Annotated in this window: 14 protein-coding genes; 4 read left to right on the top strand and 10 right to left on the bottom strand. The window is 70.1% G+C overall.

The window, feature by feature from the left end:
* Positions 1–343: 343 nt before the first annotated feature.
* Positions 344–1063, bottom strand: coding sequence for a S1 family peptidase (locus ACIRGA_RS07365; protein ID WP_400937675.1), 720 nt, complete (start codon positions 1061–1063; stop codon positions 344–346).
* A 280-nt stretch (positions 1064–1343) separates the two neighbouring features.
* On the opposite strand from ACIRGA_RS07365, the gene ACIRGA_RS07360 reads away from it, so the two are divergent.
* Positions 1344–2039 (top strand): nitroreductase family protein, encoded by a 696-nt coding sequence (locus ACIRGA_RS07360; RefSeq protein ID WP_400937673.1) that lies wholly within the window; start codon positions 1344–1346, stop codon positions 2037–2039.
* 172 nt (positions 2040–2211) lie between these two features.
* Positions 2212–3600 (top strand): Gfo/Idh/MocA family protein, encoded by a 1389-nt coding sequence (locus ACIRGA_RS07355; RefSeq protein WP_400937672.1) that lies wholly within the window; start codon positions 2212–2214, stop codon positions 3598–3600.
* On the opposite strand, the gene ACIRGA_RS07350 is transcribed toward ACIRGA_RS07355, so the two are convergent.
* From ACIRGA_RS07350 to ACIRGA_RS07340, 3 genes are read right to left on the bottom strand one after another with little or no spacing between them, the layout of a single operon-like run.
* A complete protein-coding gene (locus ACIRGA_RS07350; RefSeq protein ID WP_400937669.1) occupies positions 3597–4187 on the bottom strand; it encodes a TetR/AcrR family transcriptional regulator in 591 nt (196 codons plus the stop codon). The genes ACIRGA_RS07355 and ACIRGA_RS07350 overlap by 4 nt on opposite strands.
* Positions 4174–5028 (bottom strand): cell division protein ZapE, encoded by an 855-nt coding sequence (gene zapE, locus ACIRGA_RS07345; protein WP_400937666.1) that lies wholly within the window; start codon positions 5026–5028, stop codon positions 4174–4176. Before zapE ends, ACIRGA_RS07350 begins: the two co-directional genes overlap by 14 nt.
* A gap of 57 nt (positions 5029–5085) precedes the next feature.
* Positions 5086–5880: an adenylate/guanylate cyclase domain-containing protein gene (locus tag ACIRGA_RS07340; protein ID WP_400937664.1), complete on the bottom strand. Its 795-nt coding sequence runs from the start codon at positions 5878–5880 to the stop codon at positions 5086–5088.
* Between the two features lie 227 nt (positions 5881–6107).
* Here ACIRGA_RS07340 and ACIRGA_RS07335 point away from each other — a divergent pair, with 227 nt between their 5' ends.
* Both ACIRGA_RS07335 and ACIRGA_RS07330 read left to right on the top strand, forming a co-directional pair.
* Positions 6108–6704 carry a DUF6801 domain-containing protein gene (locus ACIRGA_RS07335; RefSeq protein ID WP_400937663.1) on the top strand — a complete coding sequence of 199 codons (597 nt, stop codon included), beginning with the start codon at positions 6108–6110 and terminating at the stop codon, positions 6702–6704.
* 82 nt (positions 6705–6786) lie between these two features.
* Positions 6787–7602 carry a hydrolase gene (locus ACIRGA_RS07330; RefSeq protein ID WP_400937662.1) on the top strand — a complete coding sequence of 272 codons (816 nt, stop codon included), beginning with the start codon at positions 6787–6789 and terminating at the stop codon, positions 7600–7602.
* On the opposite strand, the gene ACIRGA_RS07325 is transcribed toward ACIRGA_RS07330, so the two are convergent.
* The 6 genes from ACIRGA_RS07325 to ACIRGA_RS07300 are packed head-to-tail and all read right to left on the bottom strand — an operon-like array spanning position 7595 to position 15758.
* On the bottom strand, positions 7595–8908 hold the full coding sequence (locus ACIRGA_RS07325; RefSeq protein ID WP_400937660.1) for an MFS transporter: 1314 nt from the start codon (positions 8906–8908) through the stop codon (positions 7595–7597). The two genes, ACIRGA_RS07330 and ACIRGA_RS07325, sit on opposite strands and share 8 nt — an antisense overlap.
* A gap of 21 nt (positions 8909–8929) precedes the next feature.
* Positions 8930–9775: a DUF3592 domain-containing protein gene (locus tag ACIRGA_RS07320; protein WP_400937659.1), complete on the bottom strand. Its 846-nt coding sequence runs from the start codon at positions 9773–9775 to the stop codon at positions 8930–8932.
* 9 nt (positions 9776–9784) lie between these two features.
* Positions 9785–10312, bottom strand: a complete 528-nt coding sequence (locus ACIRGA_RS07315; protein ID WP_400937656.1) for a hypothetical protein — start codon at positions 10310–10312, stop codon at positions 9785–9787.
* Positions 10313–10370: 58 nt separating this feature from the next.
* Complete coding sequence (locus ACIRGA_RS07310) at positions 10371–13412, bottom strand: hypothetical protein (RefSeq protein ID WP_400937654.1); 3042 nt, start codon at positions 13410–13412, stop codon at positions 10371–10373.
* Positions 13399–14454 (bottom strand): hypothetical protein, encoded by a 1056-nt coding sequence (locus ACIRGA_RS07305; protein WP_400937653.1) that lies wholly within the window; start codon positions 14452–14454, stop codon positions 13399–13401. Before ACIRGA_RS07305 ends, ACIRGA_RS07310 begins: the two co-directional genes overlap by 14 nt.
* The gene (locus ACIRGA_RS07300) at positions 14451–15758 is read right to left on the bottom strand and encodes a hypothetical protein (protein WP_400937651.1); all 1308 of its coding nucleotides are present in this window, start codon (positions 15756–15758) and stop codon (positions 14451–14453) included. Before ACIRGA_RS07300 ends, ACIRGA_RS07305 begins: the two co-directional genes overlap by 4 nt.
* Positions 15759–15764 lie beyond the last annotated feature (6 nt).

The following is a 15764-nucleotide window of genomic DNA, read 5'->3' as shown; positions in this document are numbered from 1 at the left end:
ACGCGACCGTCCGGGACACCGACCCGATGGATCGACCCCGACCTCATCCCCAGCGCGACCAACCCTCCGAACACCGCGAGCACCTCCCGTGATGGCGTGTTGCCGGGCAAGGACAACACACATCGGCGGAGTCCGCTCGTCGTCGTTCACCCGGACGACAGCGGCGAACCAGCGAGACGAACGGCCCACCTCCAGGCTCTTCCCACGAACGCGGATCGTGCCGAATCCCCCATTCGGGCGGCCGCTGGTCCTCACCCAGCCATGCTGGACTCGAACTCACAAATACGCGACAAAAGGGCCCTCCCCGGCAAGAAGCCGAGGAGGGCCCCGCTACAACCGACCGTCAGACCCCGGCCACCTGCTGAATCCACGGCCGGTACCGCGTGATGTTCGTGTAGGCCGTAGTCGTCTGCCGGTCGCTCGTCGACGCGACGCCGACCTGACGGCCGGAGGCGAACATCGGGCCGCCCGAGTCCCCGCCGGCGGTGATGCCGTCGCCGCGGCGCGCGCACACCGCGACGCCGCCGTTGTAGTCACGGCACGAGACCGACGTGACCGAGACGTTGGCGACCTTCAGGTAGCGCGACTGGCAGTTGATCTCCGAGCCGCACTGGCTGGTCGCGCCCCAGCCGTAGACCTGGACGGTCTGGCCGACGGAGACGCTGGCGGTGGTGCCCAGCGGCGAGTACGTCGCGGTCACCGGGGCGGTGAGACGCACGATCGCGAGGTCCGCGCTCGCGTGCCGCGTGACGGTGGAGCCGGTGGCCATGGTGCCGCCGCTCTGCTGGTCGAGGCTGCCGATCCGGAAGGTGAACGTGCCACCACTGGCCACGCAGTGCTTCGCGGTCAGGATGTACTGCGGCGCGATGATCGTCGAGGTACAGGTTTGCCGGCCGTTGGCGAAGAGCCTGGCCGCCCACGGGCCGCTCGACGCGTTCTGGCCGCCGATGATCATCGGCTGGACGCCGGACGACGGTTCGGCGGCGGACGCCACGGGGGCGGTGACGCCGAGCAGTGCCGCGAAGGCGGTGCCGGCGATCAGTGCGAAGGAGCGCAGTCGCATGGTTCCGACTCATTTCTGCGGCCGGGATTCAGCCGCGCGATGGGGACGGGTGTGCTGATTCTGGGACGCGGCAAGAGAAATCGGACACCGACGAAAGTCGTGCAGTGGATACCTATCTCTTCGCCGCGACCACCGCTAAGTGCCCCTCTAGGTACTGGAACCACCCACGGGTTACGACGCCCGGCGTCCGTCCACTTGGGACAGATGGCGGCATAACCCCAAGGACATAACCTGACGCCGGGGCTTCCCGAAAGCCGGGTCCGACGCCAGAATCGCCATCATGACCGCAGCACAGTGGACCCCGACCTACGGCGACCCCTTCGAGCCGGTGCCCTACCGTCCGGCGCGTATGCCCACGGAAGAATCGCTGGCCACCGCCGCCGATCTGCGCCGCCGCATGGACAGCCGCCGCACCGTGCGGATGTTCTCGACCGACCCGGTGCCCGAGCAGGTGCTGGTCGACGCCATCGCGGTGGCCTCGACCGCGCCCAGCGGCGCGCATCAGCAGCCCTGGACGTTCGTGCTCATCAAGGACGCCGCGACCAAACAGCGGATCCGCGAAGCCGCCGAAGAGGAGGAACGCGTTTCGTACGAAGGCAGGCTCGGCGAGGAGTGGCTGTCCGCCTTGCGCCCCTTGGGTACCGACGCCGTGAAGACCCACCTCACCGACGCCCCGTACCTCATCGTGGTCTTCCAGCAGCGCTACTTCCTCGACGAGGACGGCACCAAACACAAGCACTACTACGTCGACGAGTCGGTGGGCATCGCGGTCGGCATGCTGATCACGGCGTTGCACCTGTCCGGACTCGCCGCGTTGACGCATACGCCATCGCCCATGCGGTTCCTCGGCGAACTGCTCGAGCGGCCACAGAACGAGAAGGCGTTCGCCGTTATCCCGGTCGGTTACCCGGCGGACGACTGCGTGGTGCCGAACCTGGTGCGCAAGTCGATCGACCAGGTACTGATCCGCCGTTGAGCGCGAGCGCGACCCGGGTGCGCGCGCACCCGGGTTGCGCGAAGCGGCCATAAACAAACAGCCAAACTGCGCAATAGTGCAGTTTACTGCGCACTTTGGCGCATCTCTTGACATATCCGGCGGCGATTGGACAAGGTCTGGGCACCGAAGGCGACACGAAGGAGTGTTCTTCATGGCCGACCTGCCCTCTGTCTCCCGGCGGACACTGTTCGGCGGCGCGCTAGCCGCCGGGGCGCTCGCCGCGATGCCGGCGAGCGCCACCGCAGCGGAAGAAGCCGCGAGCTCGCCCCGCCGTCCTGGTCAGCGCAGCATGATCGGCGTCCCGTTCGAGCGGCACCAGACCGTCCGGGTCGGGATGATCGGTCTCGGCAACCGCGGGATGTCCATGATCGGCGGCTGGAGCGCCGTTCCGGGCTCCGTGGTCACCGCGGTCTGCGACATCCGCGCCGAGCGCGCGAAGGCCGCCGCGGACAAGCTCGCCGCCGACGGGCGTCCGCGTCCGGCCGAGTACGGCGGATCCGCCGACGCCTACCAGAAAATGCTCGCGCGCGACGACATCGATCTCGTCTACATCGCCACGCCCTGGGAGTTCCACTACCCGCAGGGCAAGGCCGCGCTGCTGTCCGGCAAGCACGTCGGCGTCGAACTGCCGATCGCCACCGAGCTCGACCAGCTGTGGGACCTCGTCGACACCAGCGAGCGGACCCGCAAACACCTGTTCCTGGCCGAGAACTGCAGTTACGGCCGCAACGAGCTGGCCATCCTCAAGATGGCGCACGAAGGACTCTTCGGCGAGGTCACCAACGGGCACGGCGGCTACCTGCACGACCTGCGCGAGCTGCTGTTCTCCGACACGTACTACACCGACGCGTGGCGCCGGAAATGGCACACCCGCAGCACCGCGAGCTTCTACCCGATGCACGGGCTCGCGCCGATCGCCGCCTGCATGGACGTCAACCGCGGCGACCGGTTCGCCACCCTGCGCGCCACGGCGACCGAGCCGAAGGGGCTCGCCGACTACCGGGAACGCCACATGCCGGCTGGCCACCCGTCGTGGAAAGAGACCTATGTCAACGGCGACCTGGTGACCTGCCTGATCGAGACCGAGCAGGGCCGGATCATCCGCGCCGAGCACGACGTCAGCTCGCCACGGCCGTACAGCCGCATCAACAGCCTCGCCGGCAGCCGCGGCATCGTGGAGGACTACCCCGCCCGGATCTACCTCGAGCCCGACCACAGCGGGCACGCGTGGAAGGACTTCGGACCGTACCGCGACCGCCACGACCACTGGCTGTGGAAGAAGCTCAAGGACGACCCGAACCTCGGCGGGCACGGCGGCATGGACTACGTGCTGCAGTGGCGGATCGTGCAGCAGATGCGCGCCGGGCTGGTGCCGGACATCGACGTCTACGACTCGGCGGCCTGGTGCTCCCCCGTGCCGTTGAGCGTGGTCTCCCTGGCTCGCGGCGGGAAACCGGTGGCGATGCCGGACTTCACGCGTGGCGACTGGACGAAGTCCCGGGCAGGGCTGGACTCGCAGCCTTCGGAGATGCCGGGCTAAGGCATTCCTCGCAGGTAGGCCGCCAGCGGCCGGGCGAACTGGTCGACACTGGCCGGGGTGCCCGCCTCGACACCGTCGAGGGAGCGCGCACCGGCGAACCGGTCGAACAGCAGGCCTTCGATCAGGCTGATGAGGTCCGCGCTCGCCGTGCCGGGATCGGACGCGCCGAGGGCTTCGCACAACCGCGTCGCGTGCTCGCGGGAGAACAGGGCACGCGCGAGGAGTTCGTGGAGCTCGGGGAAGCCGGAAAGTTCGATCGCCAGCGCGTAGCGGGCGGTGACGTGATGGCGGCGGCTCAGCAGAAGATCGTCGAGCCAGGCCGCCATCGCGTTCGCCGCGGCGACAGGGCCCGCGACGGCGGCGTGCGCCAGGCCGGTCAGCTGGAAGCGGTGTGCCGACGTGTCCGCGATACGCCGGACCACCGCTTCCAGCAAGGCCTGACGCGTACGGAAGTAGTACGACGTCGAGCCGCGCGGCAGCTCCAGCCGGGTATCGACGGCGCTGTGCGTCAGACCGCGGATCCCTTGTGAGGCGAGGATTTCCGTCGCGGCCTCGGCGATGAGTGTCCGCCGGTCAGTCGACTCCACAATGGACCTTTCCATCGGACAGCGCGGTGAGCCTGCTCCGGATCCGGTCCAGGTCCGGGACTTCCGGCGGGTCGCGGAAGAGATCGTCCAGCGACGTCCGCGCGTAGACGGCCAGTTCCACGCCCGCGTCGACGAGGATGTCGATGAGGACGCGGAACCGCATCGTGGCGTCGGCGCCCGCCGTCCGCAGCGGCGGCACGCCGGTGATGGTCAACCGGCGGTGGCGCGCGGCCAGGTCGAGGTAGTCCCCGATCGACATCTCAGTGGTCGCACAGAGCCGATCGAAACCGAACGTGACACCGGCCGCCGACTCCGGGAAGTCGCCGACGACGAATCGGCCCGACCTGGTTCCCGGGAGGCGGTAGTCGTTCGTGCCGTCGAGGCGCACCACGTCGACGTGTGCTCGAAGCGCAGTCACGACGGCCTCGATCTTGTCGTGGAAGAGCGGATCCGGCAGCAATCCCTCCGGCGGGTAGTTCGACGTCGCGACCAGCATGATCTTGCGGTCGAACACCGCCTTCAGCAGCCGCTGCAGAAGCATGGCGTCACCGATGTCGTGCAGATGGAACTCGTCGACGCACAGCAGCGAGAGCCGGTCCAGCACGGCGGCGACGGCCCGGTCGATCCCGCCGAGGTCGTGCGCGGTGGACTGCAGACGCGCGAGCAGAGGGTGCAGATGCCATCGGCTCTTGCGGCCGGGCGCGGCGGCGTGGAAGGCGTCGAGCAGCATCGTCTTCCCCCGCCCCACCGGACCCCACAGGTAGACACCTCGCCGCCTTCGCGGCACCTCCTCCAGGAGGGCCGCGACGGCGACCTGACCGGAGTCCAACTCTATGCCCATAGAGCCAGCCTCTAGAGAAATAGAGGGGCGGGCAAGCGAAGGTGATCGAGAGGACAGTCAGCCGTCGGCCGCATAGCGAGGGACGACGCGGTAGACCCGGAGATCCTTCGGGGTCCCCTTCGCCCGGAAACTCCGGCGCTGACGGGTGATCACCGCACCGGGATCCAGTTCGTCGACGACACTTCCGCTGGCCAGGACCTCGTCACCGTCGGCGGCGGCCATGATCCGGGCGGCGATGTTCACGTCGACGCCGAGATAGTCGTCACCGACCCGCTGCGGATTCCCGCGATGCAGCCCCGCGCGCAAATGGGGCAGGTAGCCGTCGGCCTTGATCACGCCCACGGCGGAGCACGTCTCGTAGGCGGCGTTCACCGCCTCACCCGGGTCGGCGAACACGGCCATCACCCCGTCGCCGAGCCCCTTGACGACGCTGCCGCGGTGTCCGGTGACGATCGATTCGGTCACCTTGGAGACCTCCCGCAGCAGCTCCAGCACGCGGTCGTCACCGGCCTCCAGGGCCCAGGTCGAGAAGCCGACGAGGTCGGTGAACAGCACGGTGATCCCGTCGGTGGACCGCGACGGGGCGCCGGAGCGACGGACGGCCTGCCACGCCTGGACCGCGGCCAGCCCCAGCTCGCGGGTGGCGCTGGGGCGGTCCGCGCCCGCTTCGGCGAGCAGGCGGGCGAGCCGGTCGGACGAGCGGCCCGTCGACGGCGCCGGCGGCTCGCCGTCCCCGGGGACGAGCCCGCGGAGGAACCGCGCGCCGCGCACCAGCTCACCGCGCTGGTCCGTCGCGCGCAGGAACCTGCGTGTCCGGAGGTGCCACGGCTCAGGTCGTTCGGTCACGATCAAGACGATAGCCGTTCGCCGCGCGGACGGAGCACCTGTCACCGGGGTGACAAGAATACGGACGGCATTTCCCCTTTCCGCCTTCGCATGACAATTCGAGAACTCGCCATTCCACATACGCGTGACAAGATCGAAGCATAAAGAAAACGCGAGAGATCTTTCCCTTTCCTCGTTGGTGACTTTCCACCTACATTCGGTTTCGAGCCCATTCAACGACGAAAGGACCAGACATGACGGAAACCCTCGTACGGAAGGGTGTCCGGCGATTCCGCGCGGCCGGGATCGCGGCCGTGGTCGCCGGAACCGTAATGCTCACCGCGGCGGGAACCGCGGCCGCCGTCGAAAAGAATCTCACGTACAAGGGCGGCTTCCCCATGATCGGCGACCAGCAGGTGGCCGTGGTGGTGAAGGCGGAAATCCCGGCGGCGGCGAAGGCGGGCGAGCCGATTTCGGTGCCGTTCACCCTCGACGTCGATTCCGGCCAGGCCGCCGGTGACGGGCTCCGGCTGGTCGGCGCCAAGAAGCTCTCCGGCACGATCAGCTCGAAGGTGAACGTCGCGCTCGGCGAGCAGAAGGTGTCGATCCCCATCGAGCTGCCGATCCCGGACACCGAGGTGCCCGCCGAAGGTTCGCTGAAGTTCACCGCGACGGGCAAGGTCGACTTCACCATCCCGACCGGGACGCCCGCCGGCGAGGCGACCAGCAGCGTGGACGCCGCGGCGACCTCGCACATCATCACCGACAGCTCGCTCGGCGAGTTCGACGTCAACCTCACCCTCGACCCGCCCGACCAGGACGCCGTCCTGGGCAAGACGACTGTCAGCTGACCGCCCGTCTTCCCCCGGCTCGGCGAGCCGGGGGAAGACGCGTCTTGACCTCCAGCGCGCTGGAGGTCGCAAGCTGTCGATCATGTGGATTTGCGACAGGTGCGGTATCGAACACCCGGCCACCCCCGAACCGCCTCGCTGCGTCCTCGACCGCGGCGAGGTCGGCATCGAGGAAGCCGGCGACCTCGGCGCGCACACCGGACGCTGGTGGACGCACGAGGAACTGATCTCGGCGCCGCACAAGACCTTGCACCGGGATCACGGCCGCGGCCTGCACAGCGTCAAACGGGACCCGCATTTCGCGATCGGGCACTGGTCGTTCATCGCGACGACCCCGGCGGGCACCCTGCTCTGGGATCCGCCGTCCTGGTTGGACACCGAGGTGCTCGACGTCGTACGTGGTCTCGGCGACGTCGCCGTGATCGCCACCAGCCATCCGCACATGTTCGGCGCCCAGCTCGGCTGGAGCCGCGCGCTGGGCGGGGTCCCGGTGCTGGTCAACGAACGCAATCGCGAATGGCTGCCCGCGCCCGATCCGGCGTTCGAGTTCTGGGACGAGCACGTGGAACCCTTGCCCGGCCTCGACCTCGTCCGGCTCGGCGGGCATATGCGCGGCAGCGCCGTGGCCAGGACACCGGACGGCAGCATCCTGGCCGGCGACACGATCTCGGGCGGGCTCGCGCCGGGCTGGGTGTCGTTCCAGCGCAACTTCCCCAAGCACATCCCGTTGTCGGCGGCCGTGGTGCGCCGCGTCGTCGACCGGCTCGACGACTTCACCTACGACCGGCTCTACACCCTCGGCGGCGACACGATCGATCGCGACGCCCGCGCCGTCGTGCGCCGAAGCGCCGAGACCCACATCCGGTGGGTCCGCGGCGACTTCGACCACCTCACTTGATCGCGTTCTTTTCCTTGTGGCGGAAGGTCAACGCGATGGCGCCCGCCATCGCCATGAAGAACGCGACGGCCCACATCCCGGCGCGGAAGCTCCCGGTCAACCCCTGCAACCAGCCGGTGAGGTACGGGCCCACGAAGCCCGACAGGTTACCGAAGGAGTTGATCAGGCCGATCCCGGCGGCGGCGCCGACTCCGCTCAGGAAGGCGTTGGGCAGCTGCCAGAACACCGGGATCGCGGTGAACACGCCGACCGCGCAGACGGTCACCGCGATCATCACCCACAGCGGCGAGCCGAGATACAGCGCGACGGCGATCGCGACCGCGCCGACGAACGCGGAGACGGCGACGTGCCCGGCCCGTTCGCCGGTACGGTCCGAATGGCGTGCCCACAACACCATGGCGACGGCGGCCACCGCGTACGGGATCGCCGTGATGAGCCCGATCTCCACGATGCTGTAGTCGGTCTGGAACTGCTGCTGGAAGCCCTTGATCACCTGCGGCAGGAAGAACGCGAGGACATAGAGGCCGAAGATGATCCCGAAGTAGACGGCGGCCAGCGCGAGCACGCGCGGATCGGTCAGCGCCGATCGGGTGCTCACCTCCTTGCCGACCTCACGGGTGTCTTCCGTGTCGATGGCCGACTGCAACGCCGTGCGCTCGTCCGGGGTCAGCCACTTCGCGTTCTTCGGTTTGCTCGGCAGCAGGAAGAACACCGCCACACCGAGCAGGATCGAAGGCACCCCTTCGGCGAAGAACATGAAGCGCCAGCCGGCGTCGAAGCCGAGGAGACCGTCGCCGTTCTTGATGAGCAGGGAGGAGACCGGGCTGCCGATGACCGACGACAGCGGGACCGCCAGGAAGAACAGCGCGACGATCTTGGCCCGCACCTTCCGCGGGAACCAGTAGGTCAGGTAGAGGATGATGCCGGGGAAGAAGCCGGCCTCGGCGATGCCGAGCAGCACCCGCACGATGTAGAAGCTGACCTCGCCCTGGATGAACGCGGTGGCCGAGGCGACGATGCCCCAGGTGATCATGATCCGCGCGATCCAGACCCTGGCACCGACCTTGTGCAGGATCACGTTGCTGGGCACCTCGAAGAAGAAGTACCCGACGAAGAAGAGGCCCGCGCCCAGTCCGTAGGCCGCCGAGCTGATGCCGAGGTCGGCGTTCATGGTGAGCGCCGCGAACCCGACGTTGACCCGGTCGAGATAGTTGAGCAGATAGAGCAGCCCGAGGAACGGGACCAGCCGGATCATCGCCTTGCGGACCGCCTGCGCGGTGGACACCTCTGCCGTCTGTTCGTCCATCCGCGGGAGTGTAGAGGGCGATCAGAACGGCGGGGGCAGGAAGGCGCCGAGGTTTCCGCCCGCCGCCCGATCCGCCGGATCCGGATCGATCCGGACGGTGTCGGGGGCGAGCGGGTCGTAGGTGACCTTCACCGTCGAACCGCGGGCCGGAGCCTGCAGTGGCGAGGTGATCATCGTGGCGATGACGGTCCGCTCACCGGACTCCGTGGGGAACCGGACCTGCACGGTGAACCGCGGGTTCCCCATCACCCAGACGTTCGTGAACTCGACGCCGATCACCTGGCCGATCACCTGCACTCCGGTCTGGGCCAGCGCCTGCGCGCGGTCGTCGGCCTCGGCCTTGGTGACGAACGCCCGTCCCAGCACCATGATCATGACCAGCGCGGTCACCCCGGCCACCGCCGGGACGAGATACGGCTCGTAGTAGACGATCCAGTCGACATCGGTCCACGGTTCGGACGGCAGCCGCTTCCCCACCGCCTCGGGCGGAGTCCAGGACGGGATCGCGACGCCGGTGCCCAGCGTGACGCCGAGGGAGGCGGCCAGGCTGCTCGCCCGGAAGCCGACACCCATCCCGCGCAGCGACATCCCGCCGCCCCACAGCATCGCGAACCCGAGCGACGAGGCCACCGTGATCGAGACGCTGAAGAACAGGACGAGCGAGACCGCCGGGCCCGCGTCGGGCCCCCACGCGTCGATGCGGTTCAGCGACATCAACCTGAAGCCGTCCAGCAGCCCGAGTGCGCCCGACCAGCCCGCGGCCGCCCAGGCGAGCGTCGTGGGCACGCCGAGCAGCCAGAGACGCAGGCCCGGGCGGGATGCCTGCCGGGAGTCTTCCGGCAGGCCGAACTCAAAGGTCCCGAACATCGCCCCCGCCTACGCGATCGGGCCGAACACGGCGACCTTGCCAGGGTCGGCCGGGTCGACGCGGGCTTCGTGGCGGGTGCCGGGCGCGTACTGCTGGATCGTCGCCAGCGGCGTGATCAGCTGAGTCACCGTGCGGTAAGTGGTGCCGTCGGCGCGGGTGACCTCGAGCGTCGCGGTGTACTGCGCCTGTCCGGCGATCTTCCGGCCGGTCGGCTCCAGCTCGCGGATCACCAGGGTGGCCGGCTCACAGGTGTCGTAAAGCCTGCGCAGTTCGGTGCCGTAGGCCTGCAGTTCCTGCTGCTGGCGCAACTGCTCGTCCATCGGCAGCGCCATGAACGCCGCCATGTCCGGGTCGGCGTTGAGGCTCCGGAACGCCTGCGCGGCCAGCTGCGGAGTGGGCAGCTGCGGGGTGATGTCGTGGCCCTGCGCGGCGGCGGCCTGCCGGAACTGCTCCGCGTGGCGCTGGAAGTCCTGCTCGCCCCGCGCCATGCCCTGCTGCGTCGCGTCGTTGATCTTGTCGCGGATCTTCTTGAACATCGGGTGCCGCCTTTCGCCGTGTCGTCGGTACTGGACACAGCTTCGGCGGCCCGTCCCGCTACCGAACCCAGGTTTTCCCGTCGTCGGTCGCGTCGAGGCAGGTCAGGGGCGCCCAGAAGACCGGCGAGACCGCCGGCTCGGGCTTCTCGCGCCAGCGAGCGAGCCGGGAACGCTGCCAGTCGCACAGCTCGGTGACCGGATCCTCACCGGCGAGCGCGGTGTCGACGGCGATGACCAGTTCGGACATCGGATCCGAACCGGGCACGGCGGCCGAGGTCGGCAGCGCCCAGACCGTGGCGGCGACCAGGCCCGCTCCGGCCGCGACGGCGGCGAGCAGCACACCGAAGGGTTCGGCGAGGCCGAAATCGCTCGCGCTGGCACAGCCGATGAGCGCCACCCGCGCGGGCATGGTGTCCATTCCGGACAGTGCGAGGTCGGCGGCGGTGAACGGCCGGTGCGCTCCGATCGGCGCGGCCGTGCCCGGAAGATCGGCCGGACAGGACAGATGCAGCGCGGTCTGCGCGCCGTACTCGTCGCGGACGCGGCTCACGTGTCCGACGTACACCAGCCGCGAACAGGGTCCCGCCACCAGTTCGGCGAGCAGACGGCGATCGGTGTCGGTGCGGCGGACCAGCTCGAGCCCGTGTGCGGCGGCGGGAAGGACCGGGCCTTCGGCGAGCCGCGTGTCGAGGTGGCGGATCAGCGGCGACGTCGCGTCCTGCTTGCCGAGCACCGAACCCAGCTCGCCGAACGCGCTCTGGCCGGGGATCCGCGGGTCGAGCAGGTAGACCGGCGGGCCGCCGGCCGGGGACGGGCGGCGTGGGATCGCGGCCGGGGCGAGCAGCGAGACGTCGGCGACGTCGAGGACGCGCTCGTCGCCGTCGAAACAGCCGCCGATCTCGTCGATCTCGAGCACGTGATCGGCCCGCCGATCGGGCAGCGCCAGCATTCCCCACGGGACGCCGGCGAGGCTCGGTGAGGGCTGGATCCGCAGGAGCGGGCGGCGTCCCCCGGCGGCGGCACGCCGGAGCCGTTCGACCAGATCCGCGGGCAGGAGGTTGAGCGCGAGGACGCGGGCCAGGCGTTGTTCCCCGGCGAAGCTCCCGAACGCGTCTTCGCTCAGTGAGCGCCGGACCGCGTCGGCCACGCTCTCGCCTTCGTGCGGTGTGGGTGACGCGGCGTCCAGACACTGGCGAGCGGTCGCGACCAAGGTGAAATCGATCGGATGCGTGTGGACGGTGTCGAGATCCTCCGTCGTCCGCCAAGTGAGGAAGGTGTGCCCGGCGTCGGCGAAGCGCAGGAGGAAGGTCTCGCGTCCGGACTTGGCGGCAGGCCAGGTTTCGACGGTTTCGGCGGCCGGACGGGGCAGCTGATACCGCTCGGCGGCGAGGCGGAGCCACGGGTCCAGCTCCATGGGCGACGAAGGCGACCAGCGCAGCGCGGGCGGCGGGGCGAGCCGCAGTGGAAGCGACGACGTGACGGAACCCAATGCCGCCAACGGAAGTCCCTCGGTGGCCGGGTGCATTTCGAGGGTGGGCGGCGCACCGGTCAGGTCCAGCGAACGCCCTTCCGCACCCGTGTACGCGCCGACGGCACAAGTGCGCTCGATCAGTTCGGCCGCCAGCCTCGGCTCCTGAAGCCTGGCCAGTAGCGCCATCAGCAGTTCCATCGCCGGGCCGGCGACGTCGCGGGCCCAGGCCGTGCGTGCCTGCGGCGCGGTGAACTCGAACCGGTACTCCGCCGCCGCGAGGGTCAGCGGGAGCAGCACATCCAGCACCGAACGCAGGTCCTCGCCGTGGGCGAAGCCGACCGTGGCCGCCACGAAATCCGTGTGCAGGCGGTCCGACCAGTCCCCCGACGTCCGCGCCGACTCCCGGGCGCGGGTGACGTGCTCCCCCGCCATCGCCCAGTCGCCTTCGGCCATGGCGCAGCGGGCCAGCGCCACGGCGAGCCGCCGCAGGCCCGGAACGTCGGCGTTGGCCGTCCAGATCTTTCCCGCGTGCTCGAACTGGTCTCTGGCCTGCACGACATCACCCGTGTACAGCAGCAGCGTGCCCAGCGCGTGGCTCGCCTCCGCGACATCGCCGGTCAGGCCGGCGGCCGCCAGTTCGTCGCGGGCGGCGACGATCGCGGCGACCGCTCCGGGGAAGTCGCCCCCGAAGGCCCGGTCGGCCGCGAGCTCGATACTCGCCCTGGCGGCCAAAGGCCGGCCCTCGTGCTGGGCGCTCAACCGCAGCAGATCCGCACGCGCGTCGGCGTCTTCGCCACCCGCCTGGCGGACGCGGGCGCGTTCAGCTCGCGCCATCGCCCGCAGAGTCGCCACCTGCTCGCGGACCTCGTCGATTTCCGCGATCGCGTCCAGCGCCGTCAGGATCTCCTCGAGCGCGGCCCGCGCGCCCGCCATGTCCCCGGCGGCGATCTGGACACGCACGTCGAAGATCCGCAGTTCCAGCTCGTCCGCGCCGTGCACGTCGAGCAGCTCGGGCGGGTACTGGCCCGGGCCCTCTTGTTTGCGCAGCGCCGCCCGGCGGCGTTGCCCGGCGATCAGCTCACGCGCCTTGACGACGTCGCCTTCCTCCGTGCTCAAGGAGATGAGCACGCGCTCGGCGACCTCGCGGGAGCCCTCGATCATCCGGATTTCGGCGTACTGTCCGAAGTGGACGATGGCGGCGGTGCTCACCTTGAAGGCGTGGAGCACCGCCTCGGCGCATTGTCTCGCGTTGCGCAGGTCGCCCGCGGAATAGCAGACGGTGGCCAGATCGCTGACGGCGGCGAGGTCCAGATCCGTCCGGTCCAGTCGCTGCGCGATCTCCCGCATCTTGCCGTACATCCGGTGCGCGCCGGCGACGTCCCGGGCGGCGGCGAGACGTTTGGCCTTGTCCTGGAGTTTGGCCGCGTCGATGAGCAGCCGCTGGTACTGACGTGCGGACAGCGAGCACGCCGGCACTTCGCCGTACGATGCCGGATCGAGGCCGAAATGCCTTGCGACACAACGACAGTTGTAGCCGTGCGAGGTGGCCGGCCCCAGTTCTGGCGGAAGCGGACGGTCCGGGGAGTTCTGGGGCGGTGGCATACCGACGAGCACGTCAGAACTCCTCATCGGCGGAAGCGGCCGCCGCCCGTTCGGCCAGCGTCCTGGCTTCCGGACGGCGTGCCCGCACGAGCGCGACCACTTCCGCCCGGTCTTCCGCCGTGGTCCCGGCGACACCCTCGTCCGCCACGCCGACGACGAGCGCGATCTGTCCACTATGGACCCCGGCGGCCAGCCTGGTCGCGGACTCGTCCAAGTCGGCCGTGCCGGTGAACCGTCCGGCACCCAGCTCCAGCGGCACCTCCGCGAACGGCTCGCCCTCGTGGCTCGCGAACGCGGTGATGGCCGCGTCGGCGAACGCGCCCGTGACGACGACTTCGAGCCGGGTGGCGGCCGCGGCGGCGACGATCCGCCAGCTCACCGTGTCCTCCCCTGCGTCCAGGATCCCTGGCGGCACCCGCGCCCAGTCGACGCTCGCGCGTCCACTCGCCAGTACGCCTTCGCCGGGTGCGACCGGATCGAGGCCCGCGGCCAGCACGTATGCGTTTTGGCTTGGCAGCGGTGTTTCCAACCGTGCCGACACCTCCGCCGCGGCTTCGGCACGCACGACGTCGTCCTGCTCGTCGAACCACGCGGCAAGACGAGCGCACAGTCCCCGTACGTCTTCGGCGACCGGCCGCGCGGCCGCCACGAGGGCGTCGTCCGCGACCGCCGCGTCGAACAGCTCGGCCGGGGACGCCTCGAAACCGTCGAGAAGTCCTTCGGCAAGGTCCTCCACCTCGGCTGTCGCGACCGCCGTTTCGAGGTCCAGCAACGCCGGGTCCAGCGACGGGACTCCCAGCGACGGCCCGGCGGGCCACCAACGCCGGAGCCACAGCAGCAACGCGAGCCTGCCGAGTTCCGGCCGGGCAGGGAGATCCGCCTGCCCCTGGTCGAGCGCGACGAGGCTCGCCTCCTCGCCCACGAAACGGGTCAGCCAGGGTTCGGCGACGCCGGCGTCACTGAGCTCGACGCGCATCGTGGTCGTCCGGCCCGCGAGGAGATCGGCCAGGGCGAAGCGGATGAGGGCACCGTCGGCCGCGACGACGGGGGTGTGCACCGGATGCGTCACGACACGGCCTCCAGATCCGGCAGGCGGGCCACGAGTGCGCGGCGCACCTTCGTCCGCAGATCCAGCGACGTCGAGCGGACCACGCCGGTGACGAGGTCGCGGACGTCGGAGGCGTCGGCAGGCAGATCACCGCGGACGTCGAAACCGTGCAGCCGGACCCAAAGCCTGCCGAGGAAGTGCTTGGCGAACTCGCGAAGATCGCGCAGGAGCTCGGCGTCGGGCCGCGGGGTGAGCGGCGTGGCCCCGGCCAGGGCACGGCGGGCGTGCAGGACGTAACCCTCCCGCGCCACTTGCGCGTTGAGCCGCCGTGCGAATTCGGGGACTCCGGCGGGCGCCGCGCCGTCGAGCGGCCGCAGCGCGGGCGCGAGGACGACACCCAGCGCGAAGCAAGCGGCCAGTGCGGGCAGGCCGAGCCCGAATCCGGCGGCGACCCGGGTGAGTTCGTCGTCGACGAGGTCCTCGACGGGAGGCCGCTCGTCCGGGGGAAGACGGCGCAAGGTCGCGCGCACCCGCCGTTCGACACTGCGGTCGAGGAGTTCGGTGCCGGTCTCGTCGCGCCGCGTCAAGGGCGGGACGGCGGTGCGATCCCCGCGCTGCAGTCCGAGATCCGGTACGGGCAGCCCGGAAATCCCTTGGACGGCACCGCGCAGAGCGCGGGCCCCGCCCGGCTGTCGCAGTCCGAGCCCGAGAGCGTGCCCGGTGGGCGAATCGGCGAGAGCACGCCAAGCGGTGTCGGAAAGGTCGTCGACGAACGCCCGGAGCGCGGCGATGTCCTGCGGTACGGCGGATTCGGCGTGCCAACGGCGCCGCAGCTCCGCGGTCAGCCGCGCTTCGTGCCGCGGATCCGCGAGATACGCGGTGAGCTGATCGACGCCCGCCGTGCCGCCCTCGCCGTGCAGATCCCGCAACGCCGCCGCGGCCGTCTCCGCCGCGTCCGGCCCCGGCGAGCCGAAACCCGTCGCCAGCTCGTAGGCCAGCGGGAAACAGACGTCCTGGACATTGCCCGCCGTGATACGCAGGGCACGGCGCTGACGTTTGAGATGGACGAACCACGCGGCCGTCGCACGCAACCGGTCCGCGTCGGCCAGCAGGAGTTCCGTCACTTCCGCCGCCGTGACCGCGTCCAGCACCGGACGACCGAGCCGGGGACGCGCCGCCGTGCGGATCACCAGCGGGTCGATGATCTTCTTGATCGTCCGGGTCAGCGGCCCGCCGTCGGCCGACGACAGGACCTCGACGCCGTCGATGCGTTCCCAGGCTTGAGCAAGGACGGCCGACCTAAGCTCGCCCGATCCCGTCGTCACTCGCCC

Origin of the sequence: Amycolatopsis sp. NPDC102389 (assembly GCF_044765885.1) — a bacterium.
Lineage (GTDB): Bacteria > Actinomycetota > Actinomycetes > Mycobacteriales > Pseudonocardiaceae > Amycolatopsis.
The sequence above is the reverse complement of the archived record's forward strand: the minus strand, read 5'-3'. Positions and strand labels throughout refer to the sequence as shown.